The organism is Flavobacterium sp. (assembly GCF_027490375.1).
Lineage (GTDB): Bacteria > Bacteroidota > Bacteroidia > Flavobacteriales > Flavobacteriaceae > Flavobacterium.
In genome coordinates, this window is the sequence record NZ_JAIXYH010000016.1 from 89,458 (window position 1) to 115,683 (window position 26,226).

The window sequence follows — 26,226 nt, forward strand, 5'->3', positions numbered from 1 at the left end:
TAAAACTATGCTTACCAAAGTTTTTTATCGAGCTTCAATGCAAAATCCGACCTATGGCTAATCGGGCGAGTAAATAGCTAAGTGTCGATTCTGCACCTTGATTTAGATTCACATTGGTTTCCTCAATGCCGTCGCAGCAACCTCCCGTTTCTTCTTGGTAAACTGCTTGCTTTAGGTGATTAGCTCCTAAAAACCAATAAAATGCATTAATGGAAAGAACTTTAAAACGCTTGTCGCGAAAAGCGCTGTGGAATTTTTCCAATGCTAAAATGGTATATGCAACGTCGATGGGTTGTTCACCACCCGTTACGGCTTTTTCTGCATGACCTTTAAATTGCCAACCTTTATTGGAAACAACTTTTAATTTTCCATCAAAAAATATTCGCGAGAGTAAAAATTCGAAACTTTCGCAAGCTATTTCTTTAAAATTGGCATTATCTGTGAATAAAGCCGCTTGTAATAAAGCTTCGGGCAGCAAACTATTCGCATACGTTAAATAGCTTTCAAACCAATTCCAGTTGGTGGTTTTTTCATGTAAATACATTTGAACTAATCTGTGACTAAATAATTTTACCAATTCACTATTTTCTTGTCGCCCATCGGCTACTAAAGCTTTAATTATAAAAGCCATAGCTCGCGTCGAATGGATATGTTTAACGTTGTTAATTCCATTGTCGAACAGAGTGAGAGCTAAATTTATCAATCTCTCAGGTATAAATTGCTTTTTAGAAATAACCGCTCCAAGCGCCCACAGCGCACGACCGTTGCTATCTTCTAAATTTTCACGATAGTTTTGATCTGTGAATTTCCCTGTTACATCGACATAATTTAAGAAGCTGCCGTCGGGTTGCTGACAATAGGCAATGAAGTTCAAATAAATTTCGAGAAGATCAATCAGTTTTTTTTGTAGGCCATGAATATGAACTTCACTTAGGGCAATAAGTGCTCGTGCATTATCATCAAGTGTATATCCTGTTGAAAGATCAGGTGTCGATAGATTTGAAAATTGAATCATACCGAACTTATCTGTTAATTTAAAGATGTGTTTTAATTCGATAGGCGGAATTTTATATCGAAACTGAAGTGCATTCTTAGTTAACTTCTGAAATAAATCGACGTGCGAAATGGCTGAATTTCTCCAATTAGTTTTAGTAATCTTATGAATCACATTTAGCGAAATTCTCTGACGAAGATCATGGTCGTCTAAAAGTTTGATTATCTCGGAAGCTAGCGTTTTCGAATCATTAAAGGGAACAATTACTCCGTTTTCTTCGTCGAGCAGTTCTACAGCGTGCGGTATAGGGGTTGATATCACCGGGCAACCAGCAGCTAGAGCATACGAAAACGTACCACTTACTGCTTGACTAGCGTCTTTAGAGGTAAACAGGTAGATATATGTTAATTGCAGATAGGTCTGTAATAAATCCAGCGGTAAATACGAATCAACCATCCTTACATTTCGCGCTACTTGTAATTCGCTAATTCGTTGTTTAAGCGAATCTCTGTACTTCTCGCCTCCTTGTCGGTATACTTCAGGGTGTGTTTTTCCCAAAAGCAAGAATAGGACATTCGGAAACTTTTCAACAACTCTTGGCAAAGCTTCGATGGTTGTTTCAATACACTTACTCTCACTTATTAATCCAAAAGTGGTTAAAATTTCCCGATTAGTTAGATGTAGTTTCTTCTTAAGCAATTCATTATCAATCTCCAAAGGTAGGTGCGTCCCGTGCGGAATAACTTGAATTTTTTCTTTTTTTATTCCATATTCATCACTTAATATTTTTACTGCCGAACAAGTCATTACAATAATGTATTGTGCTGTGTCTGCTAAATCTCTTACTTTCTTGAAAAGCATAGCATCTGGATTTGGCAAAACTGTGTGAAAAACCAAGATTACAGGAGCTGCTAGATTTGCAATAAATTCGATAAGTTTGGATTCTGTGTTTTTGAACAAGCCAAATTCATGTTGAATTACAATCAACTTTACTGATTTATTCGCGTTAATCTCTTTTAGATTTAATGAGTAGCTCTCTGGCTTGTCGGTATTTAAAACGTATAGCGGTTCATCTTCGTAATCGAATTCCGCTTTATCGTTTTCGAGTGCGCAAATCTCAGCAGAAAAATTCTGTTCGAAATGTTTTCGTATAGCAGCAATTAGATCTGCGGTATACGTTGCAATTCCGCATTCACGCGGAGGAAAGGTACTGATAAAAAGAATTTGTGCCGTTTTAACTTCGGCGCTAGTGCTAAATCTTTTCTTTCTGCTAAATGCAATAATGCTCTTTAAGTGTAGGTTATTTGTTTTCATTAGAAAATGCTAATTTTTAAATTTCAATAGTTCAGATAATAGCGTGTCGTATTCAACGGCAGCAACAGCAATTCTTGTGTCGGCTGCTCCGTAGTAAATGAATAAGAATTCTTTTTCTAGCAAGAGTCCGGTTGGAAAACAAACGTTATCGACTTCGCCTTGCATTTCCCAAAGTTCTTCTGGAACAAACAACGGATATGGAAGGCGCGACAACTCAATTTGTGGTTTTTCAAGATCCAATAAAGCGGCGCAAACGGCATACACATTTCTACCGCTTAAGCTTTGTACACCGTGGTAAATAAGCAACCAACCAAACTGCGTTTCTAATGGCGGACAACCGCTGCCAATGTAATCCGATTCGTGATCGTACTTGGGTGCTAGAACAACACAATCAGCATACTTATCGAAATATAAGTTCCAAAATGCTGTTGTGAGTTCTTTAAAAGAGGAAATTCCCACTACGATTTGAATGTTAGGTTTAATGCGGTGGAGAAAGTAAAATTTACTATTGATTTTTCTAGGAAACAAAACCAAATTTTTGTCCCAAATAAATGAAGAAGTCGATCGGCCATCTTCATCAACAAACTGATTTTCAATACTTAATTTCGAATTCAGCTCATCACGTGAAATCTTAGGGACAATTATTCCTTGTTTTTCCCAATGCATTAAATCAATCGATGTAGCTAAAGCTCCAAGCGCATTAATACCGTCGTATGCCGTGTAAGTAATGTAATAAACATTTTCAATTTTAACGATCCTTGGGTCTTCCAAACCATGACTTTCGTATGGAAATTCATTAACAATCAAAGGTCGCTCACTTCTAAAAGAAAGCTTCGTCGGACTAGAAAATTTGCAATAGCCTATGGTTGAAAAGTTTCCCTTGGCAACAGCTCGATAAAACATAAAAATCTCAGAACCGACCTTAATAACGGCCGGATTCAATACTCCAACAGATTCAAAATAATGCTTCGTGGATTCTAATAGAACACCAAATCGTATCACGTTTATCATAATAAAAAGGAACGTTTAAGAAGTAGTAATAGCTGTTTTCAGCTACATAAATAACTGATCGTGAGCTCAATTTAAAAGCATTGCGATACTTTACTGATGAGCCAAACTGTTGAAATATTTATATGAAATCGAAAAAATAAAGGAATGAGGTGCTGGAAACTATTTCTAGTTGATTTTAAGCTGAATACCTGTATTCCTGAAGATGTAGTAGTAAAAGTAGTGGTAAAGCTGCTTTTTTGAGAATGAGTAGACTAAACCTAATTAGCACTCTTTCAAATCTTTATAAAGATACGTGTTTTAAGTTAACAGCTGTTCTTTGGGATGTTAATTAAATCACATAAAAAACTAGATTAATGCTGAAAATAAAAAAATCCCTAGTACCGCACGTAGTTCACGGTAATAGGGATTTAGAGAATAAAAATTAGAACTTAATCGTGATTTTCGATTTTCTTGTATGCATCAATTACTTTCTTCACCAAACGGTGACGTACAATATCTTTATCGTCAAGGTAAATGATACCAATACCGTCGATGTCTTTCAAAACCAGTAAGGCTTCTTTAAGACCGCTGATTGTACGTCGTGGTAAATCAACCTGCCCCGGATCTCCGGTAATCATAAATTTTGCATTGCGTCCCATTCGCGTCAAGAACATTTTCATCTGCGAATGCGTGGTATTTTGCGCTTCATCCAAGATTACAAAGGCGTTGTCGAGCGTTCGACCGCGCATAAAAGCCAAAGGAGCAATTTGTATGATGCCTTTTAAAATGTAGTCTTCCAGTTTTTCGTTCGGAAGCATATCGCGAAGCGCATCGTATAACGGTTGCATGTACGGATCGAGCTTCTCTTTCATATCGCCTGGAAGAAATCCTAAATTTTCTCCAGCTTCAACGGCAGGTCGAGTCAAAATAATGCGCTTTACCGTTTTTTCTTTTAGTGCTTTCACAGCCATCGCCACACCTGTATAGGTTTTTCCGGTACCGGCAGGACCAACAGCAAAAACCATGTCGTTTTTCTGAAGCGTATCAACCAATAACTGCTGATTTGGAGTCATGGCTTTGATGATTTTCCCACCTACACCATGCACTAAAATCTTATCGTGATCGCCCATCCGCTCTACATTCTGTGCACCGCCTTCAATAACGCGCTCAATTACATTATTGTCGATATTGTTGTATCTGCTAAAGTGCAACATCAGGCGGTTAAAACGATTTTCAAACTCATCTAAAACTTCTTTTTCGCCAAAAGCTTTGATGGTCGTACCGCGGGCAACAATTTTTAACTTCGGGTAATACTTCTTGATAGTCTCCAAATGGGCGTCTTGGGCACCCCAAAAATCCTTGGGAGCAATGTCAATTAACTCAATAATGCGCTCGTTCAAATGAATTGTATTTAGTTTTTAAAACAGTTTCAAGCTTCCTTTTCATGAAGAATAATGTAGCTTTGTCTCAAATTTAGGGATTTTAATAGCCCGCGACGATTTTAGTTATAAACAAATAAATGTCAATAATTACGCTTACCAGCGATTTTGGTTTAAAGGATTATTTTGTAGCTGCGGCCAAAGCACGATTGTTCTCGTTGGCTCCAGAAGCAAAAGTTATTGATATTTCGCACGATGTCGACGCCTTTAATATTGCTGAAGCTGCCTATCTCATTCACGGAGCTTTTTCTCATTTTCCTGAGAACACCGTTCATTTAATTTTAGTTGATTACGAACGAAATCGTGAGCAACAACATGTGCTGGTTCGATTTGCTAACCAGTATTTTATTGCTGCTGATAACGGAATTCTATCACTTCTTTTAGGAAATAACGCTGTCGCGGAAATTTACGAAATCAACATTCAGAAAGCTTTAGCGGAACATAGCGACTTGCAAATCCTTTTGCACGTGGCGGCTCACCTAGCAAAAAATGGTGCCGTGAGTGTGGTAGCCAAGCCTAAAGAAAAACTTGCTGATACCGTAGCTCCCGAAGCCACTTTGGCGGCAAACGGAACTGAAATTCACGGAAGTGCCATTTACTTCGATCGATTTGGCAATATTGTAACCAACATTCGGAAACGCTTTTTCGATTCGTTTGCGAAAGCACGTAGCTTCGAAATTTCCTTGCCCAGAGCAACGGTTTCGGGCATCGGAAGCATTAGCCGGATTGTCGAAAATTACAGCGATATTGCCAGCGACGAGCGCTTTAAAATCATCGAATACAGCAGCCAGCCATTGGCAAAGTTCAACGACGCCGGATTTTTAGAAATCGCTGTTTTTCGTGGAAATCCGCAGCGAAGCGGTGCAGCGCAGAGTTTACTCGGTGTAAAATATCTGGATCCGGTTGTAATTACTTTTAAATCATGATTATTCGCATCGTTAAATTACAGCTAAAACCAGATGCTGTGCCGAGCTTTTTAGCAAATTTCGAAGTTATAAAACAGCGTATTCGTAACTTTCCAGGAAATCAAAAATTAGTGCTTTATCAAGATGTAGCCGATGCCTGTATCTTTTTTACCTACAGTTTTTGGGATAGCGAAGCCGCTTTAAATGCCTATCGACAGTCGGATTTTTTCGATGCGGTTTGGAGCGAAACCAAACTCATGTTCGCCGGAAAACCCGAAGCTTGGTCGGTTAACCAAATTACCGAAGTATTCGTGTAGTATAATTCTGCGCAAGCCTTACATTTGCAGCTGCAAAATTTAAAGTCGCATGAAAGCAATTTTCCTTAAAGAAATCAGAAGTTTTTTTGGCAGCGCCATCGCCTATTTGGTCATCGCGGTGTTTCTGGTGCTTGCCGGACTGTTCACTTTTGTTTTTGAAGGCGATTACAACGTGCTCAATTCCGGTTACGCCGATTTCACGCCTTTCTTTAATTTGTGCCCGTGGATACTGATGTTTCTGGTGCCAGCGGTAACAATGAAAAGCTTTTCAGACGAGTTCCGTATGGGAACAATCGAGTTGTTGCTCACTAAACCAATTACACATTTTCAATTGGTAGGCGGAAAATTATTCGCCGCATTTTTCCTGGTTCTATTTGCTCTGCTTCCCACAATATTCTATTTGTTTTTGATAGGAAATTTAGCCTACGAAGGAAATTCGCTCGACAGCGGAAGTATCATTGGCTCGTATGCGGGTTTGTGCTTTTTGATTCTTGCTTTTAGCAGCATTGGAACGTTCGCCTCTACCCTATCCGACAACCAAATAGTTTCGTTTATTGTTGGGTTGCTGATTTGCTTTTTTATGTATTTCGGATTTGAATCGCTCGCAACCTACTTCGGAACATTCGCCAACACCATAGAGAAAATAGGTATGTCGGCGCACTTTAGCAGCATGAGTCGCGGTGTTATTGATAGTCGCGATCTGATTTACTTCATCAGTATTGCACTACTTTTCTCTGTTTTAACTCTATTTCGTTTACAAGCCAAAATCAAATAACGATGAAACAGTTTTCATACAAACAACTCGGATTCTTGATCGCAGGCCTTATACTGCTTAACATACTTAGTGCTTTTTTCTTTTTTCGTGTGGATTTAACCGCCGATTCGCGCTATACCTTATCGCAACAAACTTTAGAGATCGTAGATAAAATCGATAAGCCGCTGTATTTAGATGTTTTTTTGGAAGGAAAATTCCCGGGTGAATTCAAACGTTTGCAAACCGAAACCTTACAATTACTCGAAGAATTTGAAGCGCGAAATTCAAACATTAAATTCGAGTTTGTAAATCCTTTGGAGAACGAAACGAAACAAGATTCTGTTATTCAAGCCTTTGTTGAACGTGGTTTAATGCCCGTTCGCGTAAGCGTGCAAGAAAAAGGTGTAGAATCGCAAGAAACGGTTTTCCCTTGGGCTGTAGCAAATTTGGGGGATAAATCGACTAAAATACCGTTGTTGAAAAACGGATTAAATCCCGATACACAACAAAAAGTGATTAGTAGTGTGCAACATTTGGAGTATGCTTTTGCAAATGCCATCAAAATCGTAAGCACTGAAAAGACTAAGAAAGTTGCGGTAATGAAAGGAAACGGCGAAATAGACGATATAAAAATTGCCGATTTTATTACGTCTGTTCGCGATCAATACCGCATCGGTACTTTTACGCTCGACTCTGTAGAAACAAATCCGCAAAAAGCCGCCGCGTATTTAAAAAAGTACGATTTAATTGTCGTAGCGAAGCCAACGGAAGCTTTTAGCGATGCTGAAAAACAAGTACTCGATCAATTTGTCATTAATGGCGGAAAGTCGGTTTGGTTGATGGACCAAGTGGCGATTGAAACCGACAGTTTATTCAACGAACGCGGATCGGCAATTGCTTTTCCTAGAAATCAGACTTTGAACCTAGACGATCTCTTTTTTAAATACGGAATTCGAATTGCTCCTGTATTGGTAAAAGACATCGGACAAGCAACACCAATTGCATTAGCTACAGGACAGCAAGGAAGCAATACTACTTATTCGCAATTTCCTTGGTTTTACGCGCCGTTTTCGTATCCGCCGGTAACTACAGATAATCCGATAGTATCGAATATCGATGGTGTAAAATTTGAATATGCCAACGGAATAGAATTGTTGAACAACAACATAAAGAAAACAGTTTTGTTGGAATCTTCTAAGCTTTCAATTGCTGTGGGAACACCTGTAGAAGTGCAGTTGAGTATGGTGGAAGAGCGACCCGACCAGGCGATTTTTGCAAATACAGTTCCGATTCCTTTAGCTGTTTTATTGGAAGGAAAGTTTACATCGGTTTTTAACAATCGCGTACTGGCCTTTCCCGATAAAACGTTTTTGGGTGTGGCAAAGAAACCAACGGCTATGATAGTGATTGCCGATGGTGATGTGATTAAAAATCAGTTTGATTCAAACGGTGTTCCTTTGGAATTAGGTTTTGATAAGTGGACTAACAAGTTTTACGGCAATAAAGAATTTATCTTAAACAGTATCAATTACTTACTCGACGACAGCAAACTTATCTATTTAAGAAATAAAGAAATAATTTTACCGATACTCGACCGTAACTTAGTAGCCGAAAACTACGTGAATACACAAATTTACGCCATCGTTTTACCGCTAATTGCACTGGGTCTTCCTGGAGTTCTTATCTTTTATTTCCGAAAACGAAAATACGCGCGTTAATGTTGAAAAATAGTTTAGCGCGAATACTTGTAAAACTTCAAAATTAGTCTCATTTTTACCCCTTATAAAAGTTCACACTTATGAAATTTATAGTTTCCAGTTCATACTTACTAAAACAACTTCAAGTGTTGGGAAGTGTTATCAACAACAACCACACGATGCCGATTTTAGAGAATTTTCTATTCGAGCTCAATCAGTCGCAACTAACCGTTTCAGCTTCGGATTTAGAGACCAAAATGTCGGCAACACTGGAAATCGAATCGGAAAGTGAAGGAAAATTCGCCGTTCAAGCAAAATTATTGCTCGATATGTTGAAGACGTTTCCGGAACAGCCACTCACTTTTACGGTCGAAAACGCTGCTGTAGAAATTAGTTCAAATTCTGGAAAATATGCTTTATCAGCAGTTTCAGGTGAAGATTTCCCAGACTCAGAACAATTACAAGATCCTTCTTCGGTTACTATTCCTGCCGAAATCTTGGCAACAGCGATAACCAAAACGATTTTCGCAACTGGAAACGACGAGTTGCGTCTGGTTATGATGGGCGTTCTGTTCGAATTCTCGCCGGAAGGATTAACGTTTGTTGCTACCGATGCACATAAATTGGTGAAATACGAGAGAACCGACGTGAAATCGAGCGAAGAAGCTGCTTTCGTAATGCCGAAGAAGCCTTTAAATATTCTTAAGAACATCCTACAAACATCGGATTCTGAAGTTAAAATCGAGTACAACAAATCGAATGCAACATTTTCGTTCGACAATGTGGTGCTTACTTGTCGATTAATCGACGGAACGTACCCAAAATACAATCAGGTTATTCCAAAAGAAAATCCGAACAAACTAATCATTGATCGCAATTTATTCCTAACGTCGGTAAAACGTGTATCGATTTTCAGTAGTCGTTCTACGCACCAAATTCGCTTAAAGATTGCCGGTGCCGAACTCAACATTTCTGCCGAAGACGTTGAATACTCAAACAAGGCCGATGAGCGCATGACCTGCGATTATCAAGGCGACGATATCCTGATTGGCTTTAATTCCAAATTTCTATTGGAAATGCTAAACACTTTAACGTCCGACGAAATACAATTGGAAATGTCGTTGCCAAATCGTGCGGGAATTCTTACTCCTGTCGACGGTCTTGACGAAGGTGAAAAAGTCATGATGCTGGTGATGCCCGTAATGATCAACAGTTAATAAACGAAAGCCACTCCACGAGGGTGGTTTTTTTTTGGCGTTCCGGCGGCAAGCGTCTGGTGGAAATACATAACCGCCGTCGGGCTTTTCGCTACCCCCGATAGTTATCGGGGTGTTTTGCGGCATAAATGCCACCGCAAAACAGGATTTCCGCTGCACTCCCTAACGCGAAAATCGTTGCCAAGCATTCGTTTTCCAAAGAATTCGACCTTTCTTTTGGCGTACCTGCACATGGTACGTTTTGGAACCGCAGGCCTTTTTGTATGCGTTTCTTTGGTTTTCATGAAATTTAATCTGCGCACAGAAAACGCAGCATTGACAGAAACTTAGTGTGTTGTAATCTTATTTTTAGTGGTCATTCCAATAAAACTTACTTCTTGTATTTTGAAGGCAGTTTATGAAGAAAAATGAACACAACTGGCTTTGCAATAATTCTTTTGTAATATTGCAATATTACCTCGACTTAAATTACTGCAAATAAGTCAATTAACTAATTTAAATTTCGATACTAAATGAATGGATTGACATTCCCGAAAACCTAACGTTTAATCAAAGATGTAATCGGAAACGAACGTTAAGTGGGAAAGCTGTTCCGGCAGCAGCCAACGTGGAAACCCCGCAAGTGTGGCAGACGTAAAAACAGCCGCGGCGGTGCGGCGACCAAAGAAGCCCGTACCGCCGCGTTGCTGTTACCGACTGCTGCATGCGGAGTTGCAACAGCGGATGCGCCCGGCCGGCATAAAAAACAAGCAAATTATAACTTACTTTTGCACAAAAAAGATGTCGGCTAACCTAAAAGATACCATTGTTGCCCTTGCTACCGCGCCTGGAGTAGGCGCCATTGCTGTGGTTCGAATTTCTGGCGAACAAGCCCTAACGATTGCTGCACAGCTGTTTCGATCGATAAAAGGAAAAGACCTACGCAAACAAGCGTCACATACCATTCTACTCGGACATATTATTGAAGATGAACAAGTTATTGACGAGGTATTATTGTCGCTTTTTAAAGGTCCGCATTCGTACACCGGCGAAAATGTTGTCGAAATTTCCTGTCACGGCAGCAGTTACATTCAACAACGTATCTTGTCCTTAGCCGTAAAACACGGTTGCCGTATGGCCGAACCTGGCGAGTTTACACTGCGCGCCTTCTTAAACGGAAAACTCGACTTATCGCAAGCTGAAGCTGTTGCCGATTTAATTGCGTCCGACAGTGCGGCGGCGCACCAACTCGCCATGAACCAAATGCGCGGCGGATTTTCCTCGGAAATTGCGAAACTACGCGAAGAACTCCTCAATTTTGCCAGCTTAATCGAACTCGAACTCGATTTTGCCGAAGAAGACGTGGCGTTTGCCGACCGAAAAGCGTTTGAGGCTTTGGTGCAACGCATACTTTTTGTATTGAAACGTTTGATAGACTCGTTTGCCGTTGGAAATGTCTTGAAAAACGGTGTTCCTGTTGCAATTATCGGCGAACCAAACGTAGGGAAATCGACTTTACTCAACGCATTGCTCAACGAAGAGCGTGCCTTAGTTTCGGACATTGCAGGAACCACTCGCGACACAGTGGAAGACGAAATTAGCATTGGCGGAATCCGTTTTCGATTCATAGATACAGCGGGAATTCGCGTTACGACCGACGTTGTAGAACAAATGGGCATCCAAAAAACCTTCGAAAAAGCCGGCGCAGCAAAAGTGGTTTTGTATTTGCTTAGCTTGGAAGAAACGTCGGATGTGACGGCTGTTTTCACAGAAATTGCTCAACAAAAAAACAGATTTCCCGACAAATTTTTAGTGGTTGTTTTGAATAAAATCGACCGTTTATCGGAAAACTTCATCACGAATTTCAGTAATCGTTTTCAGGAAACTTTTTCAGAAATTTCAGGTTTGCAATTTGTGGGTATTTCAGCACGCGAACGTTCTGGCGTGGAAACTTTAAAGAACTTATTGCAGGCACAAGTTGCTTTAGGCACCATTCGCAGCGACGAAACTGTGGTGAGTAATGTTCGGCATTTCGACGCGTTGCAACAAGCACTCGATGCCATGTTACGCGTTGATTCGGGAATTAAATCAAACATTAGCAGCGATTTACTCGCAATAGACATTAAAGACGCCTTGTATTACTTTGGTTTAATCACGGGTCAGGTTACAAACGACGAATTGTTGGGAAATATCTTTGCGAATTTTTGTATTGGGAAGTAGCATAAACCCATGCTTTTGATACTATCAAATGATACTATCATAGATGAAGCAAGCTTGTAAAATTACCGGCGAAATTTTAACGTTAATGGCTTCTGTTTCAAAAAAGATTGTAGAAATTACTGCTCTACATTTTAAAAGATCCGTCACAAATTACTAAAGATCCATAGAATTAGTAAAATACGTAATCTCTTTTCTAATGTTTCTAGTATTTCTGCTTCATCCAATAACTCAAAATGAGATCGTAAAAACACTACAGCGCGATTCAGATTCATATCCACTTACCTATTCTTTAAAAATCCCTTCAAAAAACTCCTCCAAAACAACCGATTTTTACTAATTTCGCAACCATTCAACCTGAAAATTTCACTTATGAGCACAAAAGTCGTCATCGTAGCTGCTGCCCGAACCCCAATTGGTAGTTTTATGGGAGCTTTATCAACCGTTCCTGCCACACATTTAGGTGCAGCTGCCATCAAAGGAGCACTCGGAAAAATCAACTTAGACGCTGCTTTGGTCGACGAAGTTTTAATGGGACAAGTAGTACAAGCCGGTGCCGGACAAGCGCCTGCAACTCAAGCTAGCATCTTTGCTGGAATCCCAAATACGGTGCCCACAACCACTGTAAATAAAGTTTGTGCCAGTGGTATGAAAGCCATCATGCAAGGAGCGCAAGCTATTGCAAACGGCGATGCACATATAGTTGTAGCCGGCGGTATGGAAAACATGAGTCAGATTCCACACTATGCGCATTTGAGAAACGGAGCTAAATTCGGCCCTGTTACTTTCGTAGATGGTATGCAACGCGACGGTTTGCAAGATGCATACGACCAAAATGCCATGGGTGTTTGCGCCGATTTGTGTGCGAAAGAATATAATTTTTCACGTGAAGAACAAGATGCTTTCGCCATTCAGTCGTACCAACGTGCTGCAGCAGCTTGGGACAGCGGAAAATTTGATAACGAAGTTGTTCCTGTAGCGGTACCGCAACGCAAAGGCGATCCGATAATGGTTACGCGCGATGAAGAATACACCAATGTAAAATTGGATAAAATTCCAACCTTGAATCCGGCGTTTACCAAAGACGGAACCGTAACAGCAGCTAATGCCTCGACGATAAACGACGGTGCAGCTGCGGTGGTTTTAATGAGCGAAGCGAAAGCAAACGAACTCGGAATTAAACCTTTAGCATACATTAGAAGTTACGCAGATGCCGCGCAAGAACCAAAATGGTTTACCACTACTCCTGCAAAAGCGCTGCCTATTGCGTTAAAAAAAGCCGCACTTAGTGTCGCCGATGTTGATTTCTTTGAATTCAACGAAGCATTTTCGGTAGTTGGATTAGCGAATGCCAAAATTCTTGGTTTGCCAAACGATAAAGTAAACGTAAATGGTGGCGCAGTATCTCTCGGACATCCGCTAGGTTGCAGTGGTGCGCGTATTGTTGTTACCTTGTTAAACGTTTTAGCTCAAAACCATGGAAAAATTGGTGCAGCTGCTATTTGTAACGGTGGCGGTGGTGCCTCAGCGCTAGTAATTGAGTTGGCCTAATTAATTCCCTGATGAAGTACGGAATTTGTGATTTAGCGATTGTCCCCATTCGCGCTGAATCTTCTGATCGAAGCGAAATTGTTTCGCAACTGCTGTATGGCGATACTTTCGAAATACTCGAAGTACAAAAACAGTGGCGAAGAATTCGTTGTGCATTCGACAATTACGAAGGTTGGATCGACGAAAAGCAATTCTTAGAAATTTCAGAAACCGAATTTCAAAAAATCGAAGCGGAACCGACAGTGCTTAACGGCGATTTAATTGATTATCTCATCACTGCGGAAGACGAACTGCTCGCTATTCCGCTCGGATCGGTCGTTAGCGGTTTGTATCACAGCAAACTAAACCCAAAGGGCTATGTCTTTGAAGGTATGAAAGTTTGCGGACAACATCCAAAGGAAAACATCGTAAAAACGGCATTTCTGTATTTGAACGCGCCGTATTTGTGGGGCGGAAAGAGTCCGTTTGGAATTGATTGCAGCGGTTTCACGCAAATGGTTTACAAACTAAACGGCTACAAACTACTTCGCGATGCATCGCAACAAGCAACCCAAGGTGAAGGTTTGAGTTTTATTGAAGAAAGCGAACCGGGCGATCTGGCGTTTTTTGATAACGAGGAAGGAAAAATCATCCACGTAGGCATAATTATGAAAGATAATTACATCATTCATGCCTCGGGAAAAGTTCGTGTTGATCGCCTCGACCATCTCGGGATTTATAATGCCGAACTGCGCAAGCACACGCACAAACTTCGCGTGATAAAAAAGATTTTCTAGGCCGGAAGCAAATTCGGGCAATCGCTCAATTCGGGTTTACCGTGAACAAACTGGGTAAGCCATTCCCTCAGTTGTTCTATTTCATAAGGAAGTAACACTTTAACTGCTTTTTCCAATTCTTTACGAAAAAGCTTCGGATCAAAACTAACTCGTTCCAAGATCGTCTTGGTGTACGCAACCATTGTTCCTCTCATCGTGTCTGTTTTTTACTCTGGTTTGTCAAAGATACAAAATGAACTAAATCGATTTCGTACGTTTTGTGTTAAACAATCTGTAAAACAATTGTTAAAGTTTAGAACGCTTATAAACAACGAACATTTCACGTTTTCCGGGAGGTCCGGGCACTTTTTGTACTTGAAAACCGACGCTTTCTAGATTTCGTTTGATTACGGAGCGTGCTGCATAGGTTACCAAAATTCCTTCAGAATCAAGTGCTTGGTACATTCTAGAAAATATATCTGCCGACCATAGATCGGGTTGTACACGATAACCAAAAGCGTCGAAATAAATTAAGTCGAACGCGCCTTTAAATTCAATTTGCTCGAAAAGCAACTTTCGTTTTGTTAATTTAAAGTAAGTTGAGATCGTTTTTACCTGCTCCCACTCTGCTTCAAACAGTTTTTCAAAAATCGGCTTGGCTGCTGGTGTATCAAGTAATTCCGGATAATTCATGGCACGATGTTCGGCCGCTTCAATCGGATAGGCTTCAACTCCTGTATAATTAATTTCCAGTAGTTGTTCTTCTGCGTAAAGCGCCGTTAAAAGTGCGTTTAAACCGGTTCCGTAGCCAATTTCTAGGATTCGTACTTTTTTTTGTGAAAGGCGCTCTAATCCGTTTTTTATAAACACGTGTTGCGCTTCTTGTATCGCGCCGTGTTTGGAATGATAATGCTCATCGACTTCGGGTAAGCGTATAGTCGATGAGCCATCGCTGGTGGTTATGATTTCTCGAATCACTCTAATTTAAGTGTTTTGATCCGCGCGATTGGTCCGCCGCATTTTTTCTCATGACAGCTAATACATGCATTGATTGCAGCTTGGTAGTGCGTTCGTGCATTTTTTGTATCGCTGTAAATTAGTTTTTGATGCTTTAAAAACTCTTTGGCTTTCGCCTGAAAAAATGCGTCGTTATCTGTCGAATCGGTCGTTTTTGCAGAATAAATCTTGTCGAAAACCACTGGATAAGACCCGATTTCACCACCGCTGGTAAACGTTGCTTTTATACGCGTATTTTCAACGTACATCTGCTCCATTAAAGCAGCCATTTCCGACATTTCGTACATTTGAAACTTCGATTTTTTAGCTGTAGTCGTTTCGCAATTGGCCGAATCTTTAACTTTCGCCGTTTGCGTGTCGACTTTCTTTTCGGTACATCCAAAGACAATTAAACTCGCTACAAGAATTGAAAGTACGCGCATTATTCTTCGATTAGAACACCGTCGGCAGTAAACGCGTAGGTGATTTTAGGTTCCGTAATTTTATCAATTTCAGCTTGCGATTTACCCGCATCCTTCTCATAGTGCTTTAACTCATCTACTGAAACTACATCGATAAACGCTTTTCCACTCACAATTGCTGTTGAGCCATCTGCATTTAAAGGCACGAAAAATCCGTAATCTTTAAATCTAATAAACGATTCCTTACCTGAGGCCAAATCCATTTTCATCCAGCAACCTTTCTTTTTGCAAACGGAACCAATTTTACTGCGAAACTTCACTTGAATCGTGTCGCCTTTCTTAAGTTTCGCGTACTTCTGCAACATTTGTTCTTTGGTAAGTACGTTTGTAGCAGCAACCGGAGCGCCGAACTTCGCATAAGAAACTGTCGGTGTTTTTAAAGTATTTTCCTTCACTCCTACTTTTTCGGTTTCTTCAGCTTCAGCGGCTTCTGGTGTCTCTGTTGTCTCAGGTGCCTCAGGTGTTTCGGCCGACTGCGCGGCAGCTTCTGTTTGAACTACTTTTTCTTGATCAGCGGGAACGGCTTCACTTTCTTGTTCTTTTTTACAGCTAACAAGTGCTGCACTTAACGTAACGAAAAGGAGAATTTTTTTCATGGAATTATTTTAGAATCGTTTTCAAATTTAAGGGTTTTACTTAGATATATTTTGTTGTCGAAAAGTAGCAGGTTTTTTAGTGATTTTTCAAATAAGTGCGCGCCAGCTCTAAGTCGGCTGCCGTATCAATACCAATCGACTGCTGCTCGGTTTCCACCATTTTTATTCGGAAACCATTTTCAAGATAGCGCAATTGCTCTAACTTCTCGCTGTTTTCCAGAATGCCAGCAGGCAAGGTTGCGAACGATAACAAGGCATTCTTTCTGAATCCATAAACACCAATATGCTTGAAATATGTGGTTTTTTCGCCACCTTCGCGCAAGTACGGAATCGGTAAACGCGAGAAATATAAGGCATGCTGCTTTGAATCGACAACGACTTTTACGTGATTCGGATTTTCAATTGCTGACTGTTCAGTTAAACGAGTCATGACCGAGGCAACATCGACCGTTTTATCCGCATCGTTTTCAAAAACCGACACAAGTTGTTTCAGCAGCGTGGCATCTACAAAAGGTTCGTCGCCTTGAATATTGATGACCGCATCGGAGTCTAAATTCTGAACGGCTTCGGCAATGCGATCGCTACCCGATTCGTGCGCTTTCAGACTCATAAAAACAGTTCCGCCAGCGGCTTTAATGACATCGGCAATTTCTTCAGAATCGGTTGCAACCAAAACTCTATCGAACAAGCCCGTTGCTTTTACAGCGCGATACGTGCGAACGATAACAGCTTCGCCACCTAAATCTTGTAATAACTTCCGTGGTAGTCTTGTCGATTCTAAACGTGCTGGTATTACTGCTATACATTTCATAGTTAATTCCATTTTGGATTCGAAGATTCTATATTAAATAACCACTGATTTACGAACTTCGATAATTCTGATTTATATCCCAACTTAAAAGCAAAACTACCTCCTGCGGTTTCGATCGTTAAGCTAGCCAAATCTAAGTTTTTATGCCACGCGAGTTGCACCAAGTTAACCGATTGCATTTTGTGAATCGGCAGTACTGTTACCGTTTTGTCCCATAAACCTGCGTGCAAGTACAAATAACCATTGGCAATTTCCAAGCGATAATTTTTTAAGGCTGCGAAATTCCAAGCGAGAACGACAGACATCAAAACCGAAACTCCAATTACGCGATTTATCGTATCAATTTCAGGAATAAAAACCAGAGCCAAAATCGGCACAATCAAAATGAGAAAAGATGAAAAAACGGCTTTTCGCCAGTTGGATCGTAAAACCGTGTGTGCTTTTGGTAGATCGCCTAAGATAAACTTGCGAATAGATTGTACTTCTTCGCTACCAATTCCTGGAAAATCCAAAGCTGATTTTACGGCACCATTCTTTCCGAGCAATCCGCCTGCTTGTGTGAACTTAATGACGGCAATACCTAACTTTCTTTGTAGGAAATTTTGTTCGATGGTAAGCTGTTGTACTTTATTCGGACGAATGTTTGTGTTTCTCGTACTTAGCAAACCGTAGGTAAATTCCAATCCTGTTTCTTGCTGTTTTATCTGTAGTCCGAAGTAGCGAACAAATACTCGTATAAAATTGATAACCAGTAATAAAAATAATGCAACTAGAAGTAGTACTCCAAGTAGCATTCCGTAATTGAAAGTCTTTGAAAGTGCATCGACCTCCTTCTCGCTTATTGCTTCAATATTTGCTTGCTCTATCGTTTCGTAAATCGAAAAGAAGAACGCCATAATCAGCGCTAGAGTTTTAAAATAATTCGATGTTAGCGATGCTTTCACTAAAGAACTGACACTAACTTTTACGATTGCTAGCTGTTGTTCGGGTTCCGAAGTCGAAGTTTCAGCCACAGCCTTCGCGCTTGCGTATTTGGTAAGTGTCTCTTTAAGTTTTTCGGCAACTTCTTTAGAAACAGCTTTGATTTTCACCTCAGCGTCGGCACTTCCTGCTGTATCGATAATTACTTCATAAACAGCCGTTAACTTATGAATAAACGACTGATTTAAACTTACTTGTTGAATATTCTCGAACTGAATTACCGTGCGTGTTTTATTGATGATTCCGTCTTTCACCAATAAATTGCGCTCTTGCAAATTCAATTCGAAAGTAAAAAACCAATATTTCAGCGCCGCAAACACCAAAAACGCCACCGCAACTCCGAGAATAGCGAGCAAAATATACAGCGGTTGTTCGCGCATTCTTAAAAATACCACCAAAAGTAATGTGGCAAAATGCCTGATGTTATTGGTTAGCGAAAACACAAAAAGCACTAAAATGCCCGCAATAGATTGTCGTTGAGGTGTTTCGAAGTCTGCCATGTATTACTGACCTTGAATTTTACTCGCTAAAAGATCTTTGATTCGAAGGGCGATATCTTTAGGAAGTCCGTCGATGCTTAAATCGTTCGACTCGTCTCCAGCTGTATAAAATTGAATGCCCGCGAGTTTAAACATGCGCGGAAACAAGGCTTCGTGCAAGGCAATGTGCTGCACGCGATTAAAAGGAATTATCGTTGTTTTGATCGATAGAAATCCGGATCGATATACAATATCGTGTTCGCGAATGGCGTAACCTCGACGTTTAAATCCGATTATGACTCCCGCGAATACAAAGAGCATATATAACAACAAAATGGGTAATCCGATGGGTAGTAATAGCGGCGCATCTTCTACTAAAAAGATAGCTGCTACAAAAGCCGCAGCGGGAATAAATGTCGCAATGGCCGCGTAGATCAGCATTACTTTCAAATAATCGGGATGCAAAACTTGCAATTCTACCGCTTCAAAATCGGGCAGTTCGTTGGCAAGCAGTTGCTTGTTGGAAAAGTCGTCTATGGAATCCATTTGTTTTTTCCGAAATTAGGTTTACGCTTTTCTAGGAATGCATTTCTACCTTCCACGGCCTCTTCAGTCATGTACGCCAAGCGAGTTGCTTCGCCAGCAAAAACCTGTTGACCCACCATGCCATCGTCGGTTAAGTTCATTGCGAACTTGAGCATTTTTATGGATGTTGGCGATTTTTCGAGAATTTCTTGCGCCCATTCGTAAGCCGTTGCTTCCAACTCGTCGTGCGGAATAACCGCATTCACCATTCCCATTTCGTACGCTTCCTGCGCTGAGTAATTTCTACCTAAGAAGAAAATCTCTCTCGCTTTCTTTTGTCCAACCATTTTCGCTAAATACGCCGAGCCGTAGCCGCCATCGAAACTCGTTACATCGGCATCGGTTTGTTTAAAAATAGCGTGTTCTTTGCTTGCTAAGGTCAAATCGCAAACCACATGTAAACTGTGTCCGCCGCCTACCGCCCAACCCGGAACTACAGCAATTACTACTTTGGGCATGAAGCGAATTAAACGTTGAACTTCCAAGATATTGAGTCGGTGCATGCCGTCTTCGCCAACGTAGCCTTGATGTCCGCGGGCCTTCTGATCGCCTCCGCTGCAAAACGAATATACGCCGTCTTTTGGTGAAGGTCCTTCTGCGCTAAGCAAAACCACGCCAATTGATGTATCTTCTTGCGCATCGTAAAACGCCCGGTACAATTCAGCGGTAGTTTTCGGACGAAAGGCATTGCGCACTTCCGGACGATTAAAAGCAATACGCGCTACTCCATTGCTTTTGTGGTACGTTATATCGGTGTAGTCGCCTACTTTTATCCAATTAGGTTCTGATTTCATTTTTATTGATTGAGTTTTAATCCTTCTTCTGTAATGCTAATTAGTTGCTGTTTGTACAATTGACCCACAGCCTGCTTGAACGTTTTTTTACTCATGTTTAAAACCGATTTTACATCTTCCGGATGACTTTTATCGGTTAAACCTAAAAAACCTTTGTTTGCTTTAATTTCGCTGAGCAACTTACTAGCTTCGGTTGATATTTTCGCATATCCAATGGGTTTTAAGGCTAAATCTATTTTTCCGTCTTCTCGAATTTGACGTACGTAACCTGTTAATTTATCGCCCGGACGAACGCGCAAACTCGCTGCTTCGTCGGTGTACACCAATCCGCGAAAGCGTTTGTTGACAATCATATTCACACCTAAATCGGTACGGTGACTAATCACTAAATCGACTTGATCGCCCGATTGCAAACCTTCAGGAACCTCTTGTAAAAGCTTGTTGATTTTACTGGTGGCGACCAATCTATTGGTTTTTTCATCCTTAAAGCAATACACCAGGTAACGCTTGTCAACTTCCATTCTTTTAGCTTGTTCGGCAAAAGGAGCGAACAAATCTTTCTCCAATCCCCAATCGAGAAAGGCACCAAACTGATTGATGTAATTTACTTTCAAATACGCATAATCATTGAGCGTGATGTATGGATTTAAAGTTGTTGCTACCGGACGTTCTTCGTGATCTAAATAAATGAAAACCGAAATCTCATCGTCGATTTGCATCTGATCCGAAACGTACTTGTTGGGCAATAATACTTCGTTGTCTTCGGCGTCGCCCAAAAAAAGGCCAACTGCTGTTTTTCGAAGAATTCGCAAACGGGTAAAAACTCCGATTTCCATCATAATTGGTCTATTTTTAAAGCTGTAAAATATTGATCTAATATCAAATCGTTTGTTCTAGTTGGTGTAAAGATTTCCAAAATACGGCGATCGCTTGCTGCGAAAAACGCTTTTAAAGCTTCCGACAACTGCGCCGACGATGCAGCCGTTTGGTAAGTGAAATTATACATTTTTGCCAAATGTTCGGCGGTATAGCAATGTGCCGTTTCAAAAAAAGTATGAAACGTCTCGTTTTCCTGGTGTCCGGGCAAAATTCTAAAAATGCCTCCTCCTCCATTATTAATCAAAATAATTTTGAAATTTTGTGGTATGTACTGATTCCACAACCCGTTACTGTCGTAAAAAAAACTAATGTCGCCTGTGATTAAAATTGTAGCTTTTGCACTCGCTACTGAAAAGCCCACTGCCGTAGAAGTAGAACCATCGATACCCGACGTACCTCGATTGCAATAAACCGCCAGTTTTTCCGGTAGTGCAAACAACTGCATGTAGCGTATCGATGCGCTGTTCGAAACATGTAAAGCAATGTCAGCAGGCACAGCTTCGCAAATCAATTTGAAAACAGAAAAATCCGAAAACGCGGCAACTGCTTCGAATTCAGATTGTTTTTCCAACTTACGGCGGTACCGCTGCAACTGCTTTTGTTTGTATGTGGAAGTAACATGCTGAGTGCGAACCACAAATTGCTGCTGAAAACTAGCTAGGCTCATTTTCAGGTGTTGCACGTCTAAACCAAAAGTATTGTATGCCAAATGAGCATCGACATGAAAATGCGGTAAATCTGTGTACGAACGCAGTAGTGTTTTTATGCGTTTACTGACAACCATTCCGCCTAAGCTTAACAACACATCTGGGCGCAGCGATTCGGTAAACAACGTATTGCTTTCAGAAATAAACGAATCGATTTGATTGATGAATTCCGAATGACGCACATTGCTGTTTGCTTCTGTGAAAACAAGCACACTCGGATCGGACGCCAAAGCACGGATAAACGCAGTTGTGAATTGTTCCGGCAATCCGGAGCCAATCAAAACCAATTTGCGTTCGGCAGCATTCCACAGATTGAAAAATGCGTCGAGTTGTGGCTGCTTTTCTGCAGAAGGAGCGATACGCGTGCTTGAAATGCGATAATCGAAATCGGACAAGGTTCGGTATAGCGGCTCTTCGAATGGCGCATTTATGTGAATGGGCAATTGCTCGGAAATAGCTTTGTGTAAGGCTTTTCCCAATTTGCGATCCGATTTTTTCGTGGGAAATTCGGGTAAATCCAAACTTTTACTCACATGATTTTTAAGCACGTGCTTTTGACGAATCGTTTGGCCGTCGCCGATATCAATTTTATGCGGCGGCCTGTCGGCTGAAATAACAACCAAGGGAATGCGACTATAAAACGCTTCTGCCACAGCGGGATAAAAATTTAAAACAGCCGAACCCGACGTGCAAATAACGGCAACCGGTTTTTGTAGCTCCAAAGCCATACCCATGGCAAAGAAAGCGGCACTGCGCTCATCGGCAACGCTGTAACAGCTAAATTGTGGATGCGAAGCAAAACCAATAGTTAATGGAGCATTGCGCGAACCGGGCGAAATGACCACAGTAGTAATGTTGTACAGCAACAAATGTTGGATGATGGATTGCGCAAGTGTATTTTCTGGTACGATCATGTGTAGATTCCTGTTTCAAAGGTACGGCGTAGCGAATAAAAGTTCCTAATTTTGACGAGAATTCCCGATTCAACATGCAGATCAGACCTGTCCGTACTTCCGATGTTCCCGAAGTAGTTGCCATTGTTAACTACGAAATTGAAAACAGCACCTCGATTTACGAAGAGCAAACGCGTAGCGTGGAAGCACAGCAGGAACTTATTTCATCGATAACCGACGCAGGTTTTCCGTTTCTGGTTGCGGAAATCGACAATCGTGTTGCCGGCTTTGCTTGCTACGGAACGTTCCGCAAAAAATACGGGTACCGCAACACCGTAGAGCATTCTGTTTACGTTTCGAACGATTTTCGTGGGAAACAAGTAGGTTCTTCCCTATTGCAAGCACTAATCGATTACGCAAAAAAACAACAACTGCATGTACTGGTGGCTTGTATCGACACACAAAACCCAAAAAGCATTGCCTTTCACGAAAAGTTTGGTTTTAAACAAACCGCAATTTTGCCGAGAATAGCCGAAAAAAAAGGCAAAATCCTCGATCTTGCCATTTTACAATTGGATTTACGCCTTGATTAAATCGACGATTCGCGCATCAAGCGGACTAACAGACGAGGAGAAATCGGTTACTAAATTTCCTTTTTCGTCGATAAAGAATTTGTGGAAATTCCACATTACTGTAGAATCCTTAACGCCGTTTTTCTCTTTGGAAGTAAGCCACTGATATAAAGGCGATTGCCCAGTACCTTTCGTTACCATTTTTTCCATAATCGGAAAATCAATACCATACTTCACCGAACAAAACGATTTAATTTCGCTGGCAGAACCCGGCTCTTGTCCGCCGAAATCGTTGCTCGGAACCGCAATAACCACGAACGAATCGCCGCCGTATTGCTTGTACAATTTTTCAAGCTCGGCGTATTGCGGCGTAAATCCGCATTCCGAAGCTGTGTTTACTAAAAGTACTTTCTTTCCTTTGAGTTGGGAGAAATCGAACGAATTCCCGTTAATGTCTTTTACTTTAATATCGTAGAAATTCATAGAAGCTGTAGTTTTTTCTTTTGTTGGAGATATAGGCACATTACTCACTTTTTGTTGTGCCGAATTGTTGCAAGAAAACATGAGTGCCGCCGCGCAGCATATAAATAGATTTTTCATGTGTAGTTTTATTTCAAAAGTACTATTTGCATTCTAAACATATGATAATATTTTTATAAAGTCGACTTTCGCGTGCGTTCACGTCCAAAAAAAATAAATTATATTTACGGTATAACAAAAAATGCATGGAACAAGAAGTACTCATTCCCTTACTCCTTAAAAAGGATGAAAAAGCCTACACGATGTTGTATGATATGTACGCGAAAAATCTGTATGGCGTTATTTACAATTTAATGCGCGACAAGGAAGAAGCAGAAGATGTGCTTCAAGAAGTATTTGTGAAGATTTGGAAAAACATTGATTCGTACAATACTTCGAAGGGGCGTTTTTTCACGTGGATTGTGAATATTGCACGCAATGCGAGTATCGATCGTTTGCGTTCAAAAGGATTTAACAACGCGCAAAAAAACCTATCAGCAGATAATTTCGTACATCTACTTGATGACAGCAATAAAGCAAACTTCAAAATCGATTCAATTGGAATTCAAGAATTCATTAAAAAATTGAAACCCAAGTGTATCAAAATTATCGATTTGTTATTCTTTAAAGGTTACACGCAACAAGAAGCTTCTGAAGAATTGGAAATCCCGCTGGGGACGGTTAAAACCCAAAACAGAAATTGTATAGCAGACCTTAGAAATTTATTGCAAGTCTAATGGAAGTAAATGAATTTATCACCTCGGGAATCCTTGAACTGTACGTTTACGGAGTAGCTACTGAAGCCGAAGTTGCCGAAGTAGAGCGCATGGCGGCCGAGCACCAAATAGTTCGCGACGAAATTAAATCGATTGAAACAGCGGTTGTTAGTTTGTCGTACACCATGGCGCCTTACTTGTCGGGCGAAAATTACCAACGCATTGCCAAAGCTATTTTTGGCAATGAAATCGAAGCGCCTAAACCGGTAAAAGTTATCGGATTGGCAACCTACATTGGCTATGCTGCTTCGGTGTTGTTCTTGCTGGGTTGTGGTTATTTGTTCTTTGAGAATCAGAACAAAGATGCTGCGCTGAGCACAGTTAACGAAGAAAAAGTGGCACTCGCTAAGAAAATAGATACGTTAAATCAGGTTAACGAGAGTCGTTTAGCGCTGGTTAACGTCTTGAGAAGCAAGGAAAACACGGTAATCGATTTGGCGGGACAGGCTATTGCACCGGAATCGTCGGCACGTATTTACTGGAACAAGGCGTCGCAGGAAGTGTACGTAGATATTGCGTCGTTGCCGGAGCCGCCGGAAGGAAAAGTGTATCAAATCTGGTCGTTAAAGCTGGTTCCACAACTTACGCCAACATCTATTGGTACGATTGCAAACTACGACTCGTCGGCAGAGAAAATCTTCAAAGTTGAGCCTACGGGCGATGCTGAGGCGTTCGGAATTACGCTCGAACCCGAGGGAGGAAGCGCCACACCAACGATGGAGCAATTATATGCACTCGGAAAAGTTTAGAAATTTGTATTGTTAATTTGGGCGCAACCCCACCACCTAAACCCGGCCGGGGTCAGGCTTTCCATTTCAACCCACTCACAGGGCGGTTTTCGCTGTGGTAAACAATTGTGTTTCTTAGGTCACACAATTCTTTTGCGGCTCAATACCGCCCTGTTTCGTTTGGTTTCCATTGCAATCCTTTGCGCGGGGGATTGTGCATGGGGATATGTATTTCAGGTAAGATTATACAAAACTAAACCTCGTTAAAAAGGACTTAAACGAGCGCGAATTATTATGTTTTTGAAACAGTTATCTTAAGATGGGAGTTGAGCAAAGGCAAACGTTTATTACAGGATGTTCTTCTTTTTCACGAAGTCTGCAATTCGTTCGTTTGGTTTTAAGTCAATGCGCTCATAATAGTAAACGGTATCCGTATTGAACGAAATAGCTCTAGCTGCAATTATCACATCATTTTTATAATTTTCGGTCTTGAAAACAAAGAGTTGGTAATCTTGTTCTATTTCATATTTGATATTCATTTCATGGTCATTTTCAGGAATCGCGAATACGGTTTGAGTTGTGTCAGAATGCCAACCTTGAAAGAAACCAGAAACAAAGAATAGGTCCTCAAAAATTATTTCTAATATATGATAATGGGTTAAATCTTCACCACCTGCGACAATCAACTTATGTCCGTTAAAACTTAAGACATGAAAGTCAAACCACTTGTGCCGTCTGATTTCTTTGTCAATTTTCGCTGCCGTATCTCTATTTCCTTCCATAATTTAAAAATTATTGTAACGTTTCAAAAACAATGTATTTTGAAGCGCTTACTTTCCCTTTAACACTAATTTTCATTTGTAAACCAAACGTTCAAATAGCAGTTAACCCGGCGTTTTGCCAAACGGCTGTGCTTGTTACACAACGTAAAAATACACTTAAATCCTTTTAACCGATAGCTATCGGTTTTGCAGTAATCTTCGAGTTTGTAGTTATTTAAGGAAAAAAGAATTTTTAGCCGCAATTGTTTACTTCGGTGAACGTAAACGGCCTTTTTTAAACTGATGGCGAGTTTAAGCTATAATCTAAAGAAATACCTCACATTCATCACCCGCAAACCTGTATCGCAAGCCGAAGTTGTTGCTACGATAAAAGGAAAAGTACAAACAAGTCTAAAAACCACTTTTTATCGCTTACAAAGAGCTTCTCTATACCCTCTAAAATTTGCCAATTACAACTTGAACTAAAAAATAAGCCGCTCTAAAATCGCTTCTAAAGAGGTCTTTTTCTGTTCGGTTT

Annotated in this window: 27 protein-coding genes; 12 read left to right on the top strand and 15 right to left on the bottom strand. The window is 40.7% G+C overall.

What is annotated here, in order from left to right; genetic code table 11:
* Positions 1–34 precede the first annotated feature (34 nt).
* From Q0064_RS02280 to Q0064_RS02290, 3 genes are all read right to left on the bottom strand, one after another.
* Positions 35–2,308, bottom strand: a complete 2,274-nt coding sequence (locus Q0064_RS02280) for a glycosyltransferase (RefSeq protein ID WP_298143683.1) — start codon at positions 2,306–2,308, stop codon at positions 35–37.
* Between the two features lie 9 nt (positions 2,309–2,317).
* Complete coding sequence (locus tag Q0064_RS02285) at positions 2,318–3,319, bottom strand: pesticidal protein Cry7Aa (protein WP_298143686.1); 1,002 nt, start codon at positions 3,317–3,319, stop codon at positions 2,318–2,320.
* A gap of 428 nt (positions 3,320–3,747) precedes the next feature.
* Complete coding sequence (locus Q0064_RS02290) at positions 3,748–4,698, bottom strand: PhoH family protein (RefSeq protein WP_298143689.1); 951 nt, start codon at positions 4,696–4,698, stop codon at positions 3,748–3,750.
* Positions 4,699–4,817: 119 nt separating this feature from the next.
* Here Q0064_RS02290 and Q0064_RS02295 point away from each other — a divergent pair, with 119 nt between their 5' ends.
* The 8 genes from Q0064_RS02295 to Q0064_RS02330 all read left to right on the top strand — a co-directional run bounded on the left by Q0064_RS02295 (position 4,818) and on the right by Q0064_RS02330 (position 14,150).
* Positions 4,818–5,663 (top strand): SAM-dependent chlorinase/fluorinase, encoded by an 846-nt coding sequence (locus Q0064_RS02295; RefSeq protein ID WP_298143694.1) that lies wholly within the window; start codon positions 4,818–4,820, stop codon positions 5,661–5,663.
* The gene (locus Q0064_RS02300) at positions 5,660–5,959 is read left to right on the top strand and encodes an antibiotic biosynthesis monooxygenase family protein (RefSeq protein ID WP_298143697.1); all 300 of its coding nucleotides are present in this window, start codon (positions 5,660–5,662) and stop codon (positions 5,957–5,959) included. Before Q0064_RS02295 ends, Q0064_RS02300 begins: the two co-directional genes overlap by 4 nt.
* A 49-nt stretch (positions 5,960–6,008) precedes the next feature.
* Positions 6,009–6,734, top strand: a complete 726-nt coding sequence (gene gldF / locus Q0064_RS02305; protein WP_298143700.1) for a gliding motility-associated ABC transporter permease subunit GldF — start codon at positions 6,009–6,011, stop codon at positions 6,732–6,734.
* 2 nt (positions 6,735–6,736) lie between these two features.
* The gene (gene gldG, locus Q0064_RS02310; RefSeq protein ID WP_298143703.1) at positions 6,737–8,431 is read left to right on the top strand and encodes a gliding motility-associated ABC transporter substrate-binding protein GldG; all 1,695 of its coding nucleotides are present in this window, start codon (positions 6,737–6,739) and stop codon (positions 8,429–8,431) included.
* Positions 8,432–8,511: 80 nt separating this feature from the next.
* A complete protein-coding gene (gene dnaN, locus Q0064_RS02315; protein WP_298143706.1) occupies positions 8,512–9,627 on the top strand; it encodes a DNA polymerase III subunit beta in 1,116 nt (371 codons plus the stop codon).
* A 780-nt stretch (positions 9,628–10,407) separates the two neighbouring features.
* Complete coding sequence (gene mnmE, locus Q0064_RS02320; protein WP_298143709.1) at positions 10,408–11,826, top strand: tRNA uridine-5-carboxymethylaminomethyl(34) synthesis GTPase MnmE; 1,419 nt, start codon at positions 10,408–10,410, stop codon at positions 11,824–11,826.
* A 369-nt stretch (positions 11,827–12,195) separates the two neighbouring features.
* Positions 12,196–13,374, top strand: a complete 1,179-nt coding sequence (locus Q0064_RS02325; RefSeq protein ID WP_298143711.1) for an acetyl-CoA C-acyltransferase — start codon at positions 12,196–12,198, stop codon at positions 13,372–13,374.
* A gap of 11 nt (positions 13,375–13,385) precedes the next feature.
* Entirely contained in the window at positions 13,386–14,150 is a 765-nt protein-coding gene (locus tag Q0064_RS02330) for a C40 family peptidase (protein WP_298143714.1), read from the top strand.
* Here the strand turns inward: Q0064_RS02330 and Q0064_RS02335 are convergent.
* From Q0064_RS02335 to menD, 10 genes are all read right to left on the bottom strand, one after another.
* A complete protein-coding gene (locus tag Q0064_RS02335) occupies positions 14,147–14,344 on the bottom strand; it encodes a hypothetical protein (RefSeq protein ID WP_094485875.1) in 198 nt (65 codons plus the stop codon). The genes Q0064_RS02330 and Q0064_RS02335 overlap by 4 nt on opposite strands.
* Positions 14,345–14,435: 91 nt before the next feature.
* Complete coding sequence (gene mnmD / locus Q0064_RS02340) at positions 14,436–15,107, bottom strand: tRNA (5-methylaminomethyl-2-thiouridine)(34)-methyltransferase MnmD (protein WP_298143722.1); 672 nt, start codon at positions 15,105–15,107, stop codon at positions 14,436–14,438.
* Entirely contained in the window at positions 15,104–15,568 is a 465-nt protein-coding gene (locus Q0064_RS02345; RefSeq protein WP_298143725.1) for a hypothetical protein, read from the bottom strand. The genes mnmD and Q0064_RS02345 overlap by 4 nt, the downstream gene beginning before the upstream one ends.
* Positions 15,568–16,203: a DUF4920 domain-containing protein gene (locus Q0064_RS02350; RefSeq protein ID WP_298143728.1), complete on the bottom strand. Its 636-nt coding sequence runs from the start codon at positions 16,201–16,203 to the stop codon at positions 15,568–15,570. Before Q0064_RS02350 ends, Q0064_RS02345 begins: the two co-directional genes overlap by 1 nt.
* A 76-nt stretch (positions 16,204–16,279) precedes the next feature.
* On the bottom strand, positions 16,280–17,014 hold the full coding sequence (gene kdsB, locus Q0064_RS02355) for a 3-deoxy-manno-octulosonate cytidylyltransferase (RefSeq protein WP_298143730.1): 735 nt from the start codon (positions 17,012–17,014) through the stop codon (positions 16,280–16,282).
* A gap of 2 nt (positions 17,015–17,016) precedes the next feature.
* Entirely contained in the window at positions 17,017–18,495 is a 1,479-nt protein-coding gene (locus Q0064_RS02360; RefSeq protein ID WP_298143733.1) for a PH domain-containing protein, read from the bottom strand.
* Between the two features lie 3 nt (positions 18,496–18,498).
* Positions 18,499–19,020, bottom strand: coding sequence for a PH domain-containing protein (locus Q0064_RS02365; protein WP_298143736.1), 522 nt, complete (start codon positions 19,018–19,020; stop codon positions 18,499–18,501).
* Entirely contained in the window at positions 19,008–19,853 is an 846-nt protein-coding gene (locus Q0064_RS02370) for a 1,4-dihydroxy-2-naphthoyl-CoA synthase (protein ID WP_094485870.1), read from the bottom strand. Before Q0064_RS02370 ends, Q0064_RS02365 begins: the two co-directional genes overlap by 13 nt.
* Before the next feature lie 2 nt (positions 19,854–19,855).
* Positions 19,856–20,692: a S1-like domain-containing RNA-binding protein gene (locus Q0064_RS02375; protein ID WP_298143744.1), complete on the bottom strand. Its 837-nt coding sequence runs from the start codon at positions 20,690–20,692 to the stop codon at positions 19,856–19,858.
* Positions 20,689–22,353 carry a 2-succinyl-5-enolpyruvyl-6-hydroxy-3-cyclohexene-1-carboxylic-acid synthase gene (gene menD, locus Q0064_RS02380; RefSeq protein WP_298143747.1) on the bottom strand — a complete coding sequence of 555 codons (1,665 nt, stop codon included), beginning with the start codon at positions 22,351–22,353 and terminating at the stop codon, positions 20,689–20,691. Before menD ends, Q0064_RS02375 begins: the two co-directional genes overlap by 4 nt.
* Before the next feature lie 74 nt (positions 22,354–22,427).
* Between menD and Q0064_RS02385 the strand changes: the two genes are divergently transcribed.
* Positions 22,428–22,925 carry a GNAT family N-acetyltransferase gene (locus Q0064_RS02385; protein ID WP_298143750.1) on the top strand — a complete coding sequence of 166 codons (498 nt, stop codon included), beginning with the start codon at positions 22,428–22,430 and terminating at the stop codon, positions 22,923–22,925.
* On the opposite strand, the gene Q0064_RS02390 is transcribed toward Q0064_RS02385, so the two are convergent.
* The gene (locus tag Q0064_RS02390; protein ID WP_298143754.1) at positions 22,911–23,504 is read right to left on the bottom strand and encodes a glutathione peroxidase; all 594 of its coding nucleotides are present in this window, start codon (positions 23,502–23,504) and stop codon (positions 22,911–22,913) included. The two genes, Q0064_RS02385 and Q0064_RS02390, sit on opposite strands and share 15 nt — an antisense overlap.
* A gap of 125 nt (positions 23,505–23,629) precedes the next feature.
* Here Q0064_RS02390 and Q0064_RS02395 point away from each other — a divergent pair, with 125 nt between their 5' ends.
* Positions 23,630–24,160 carry a sigma-70 family RNA polymerase sigma factor gene (locus tag Q0064_RS02395; RefSeq protein ID WP_298143757.1) on the top strand — a complete coding sequence of 177 codons (531 nt, stop codon included), beginning with the start codon at positions 23,630–23,632 and terminating at the stop codon, positions 24,158–24,160.
* A complete protein-coding gene (locus tag Q0064_RS02400) occupies positions 24,160–24,948 on the top strand; it encodes an anti-sigma factor (RefSeq protein WP_298143760.1) in 789 nt (262 codons plus the stop codon). Before Q0064_RS02395 ends, Q0064_RS02400 begins: the two co-directional genes overlap by 1 nt.
* A 326-nt stretch (positions 24,949–25,274) precedes the next feature.
* On the opposite strand, the gene Q0064_RS02405 is transcribed toward Q0064_RS02400, so the two are convergent.
* Entirely contained in the window at positions 25,275–25,709 is a 435-nt protein-coding gene (locus Q0064_RS02405) for a hypothetical protein (RefSeq protein WP_298143762.1), read from the bottom strand.
* A 282-nt stretch (positions 25,710–25,991) separates the two neighbouring features.
* Between Q0064_RS02405 and Q0064_RS02410 the strand changes: the two genes are divergently transcribed.
* Positions 25,992–26,174: a hypothetical protein gene (locus Q0064_RS02410; protein WP_298143765.1), complete on the top strand. Its 183-nt coding sequence runs from the start codon at positions 25,992–25,994 to the stop codon at positions 26,172–26,174.
* The last annotated feature ends 52 nt before the right edge of the window (positions 26,175–26,226 follow it).

Coding starts and splice junctions, on each gene's coding strand:
- Q0064_RS02280 (WP_298143683.1), bottom strand. CDS start 2,308: ATGAAAACAAATAACCTACACTTAAAGAGCATTATTGCATTTAGCAGA.
- Q0064_RS02285 (WP_298143686.1), bottom strand. CDS start 3,319: ATGATAAACGTGATACGATTTGGTGTTCTATTAGAATCCACGAAGCAT.
- Q0064_RS02295 (WP_298143694.1), top strand. CDS start 4,818: ATGTCAATAATTACGCTTACCAGCGATTTTGGTTTAAAGGATTATTTT.
- Q0064_RS02300 (WP_298143697.1), top strand. CDS start 5,660: ATGATTATTCGCATCGTTAAATTACAGCTAAAACCAGATGCTGTGCCG.
- gldF (WP_298143700.1), top strand. CDS start 6,009: ATGAAAGCAATTTTCCTTAAAGAAATCAGAAGTTTTTTTGGCAGCGCC.
- gldG (WP_298143703.1), top strand. CDS start 6,737: ATGAAACAGTTTTCATACAAACAACTCGGATTCTTGATCGCAGGCCTT.
- dnaN (WP_298143706.1), top strand. CDS start 8,512: ATGAAATTTATAGTTTCCAGTTCATACTTACTAAAACAACTTCAAGTG.
- mnmE (WP_298143709.1), top strand. CDS start 10,408: ATGTCGGCTAACCTAAAAGATACCATTGTTGCCCTTGCTACCGCGCCT.
- Q0064_RS02325 (WP_298143711.1), top strand. CDS start 12,196: ATGAGCACAAAAGTCGTCATCGTAGCTGCTGCCCGAACCCCAATTGGT.
- Q0064_RS02330 (WP_298143714.1), top strand. CDS start 13,386: ATGAAGTACGGAATTTGTGATTTAGCGATTGTCCCCATTCGCGCTGAA.
- Q0064_RS02335 (WP_094485875.1), bottom strand. CDS start 14,344: ATGAGAGGAACAATGGTTGCGTACACCAAGACGATCTTGGAACGAGTT.
- Q0064_RS02345 (WP_298143725.1), bottom strand. CDS start 15,568: ATGCGCGTACTTTCAATTCTTGTAGCGAGTTTAATTGTCTTTGGATGT.
- Q0064_RS02350 (WP_298143728.1), bottom strand. CDS start 16,203: ATGAAAAAAATTCTCCTTTTCGTTACGTTAAGTGCAGCACTTGTTAGC.
- kdsB (WP_298143730.1), bottom strand. CDS start 17,014: ATGAAATGTATAGCAGTAATACCAGCACGTTTAGAATCGACAAGACTA.
- Q0064_RS02360 (WP_298143733.1), bottom strand. CDS start 18,495: ATGGCAGACTTCGAAACACCTCAACGACAATCTATTGCGGGCATTTTA.
- Q0064_RS02365 (WP_298143736.1), bottom strand. CDS start 19,020: ATGGATTCCATAGACGACTTTTCCAACAAGCAACTGCTTGCCAACGAA.
- Q0064_RS02370 (WP_094485870.1), bottom strand. CDS start 19,853: ATGAAATCAGAACCTAATTGGATAAAAGTAGGCGACTACACCGATATA.
- Q0064_RS02375 (WP_298143744.1), bottom strand. CDS start 20,692: ATGATGGAAATCGGAGTTTTTACCCGTTTGCGAATTCTTCGAAAAACA.
- menD (WP_298143747.1), bottom strand. CDS start 22,353: ATGATCGTACCAGAAAATACACTTGCGCAATCCATCATCCAACATTTG.
- Q0064_RS02385 (WP_298143750.1), top strand. CDS start 22,428: ATGCAGATCAGACCTGTCCGTACTTCCGATGTTCCCGAAGTAGTTGCC.
- Q0064_RS02390 (WP_298143754.1), bottom strand. CDS start 23,504: ATGAAAAATCTATTTATATGCTGCGCGGCGGCACTCATGTTTTCTTGC.
- Q0064_RS02395 (WP_298143757.1), top strand. CDS start 23,630: ATGGAACAAGAAGTACTCATTCCCTTACTCCTTAAAAAGGATGAAAAA.
- Q0064_RS02400 (WP_298143760.1), top strand. CDS start 24,160: ATGGAAGTAAATGAATTTATCACCTCGGGAATCCTTGAACTGTACGTT.
- Q0064_RS02405 (WP_298143762.1), bottom strand. CDS start 25,709: ATGGAAGGAAATAGAGATACGGCAGCGAAAATTGACAAAGAAATCAGA.
- Q0064_RS02410 (WP_298143765.1), top strand. CDS start 25,992: ATGGCGAGTTTAAGCTATAATCTAAAGAAATACCTCACATTCATCACC.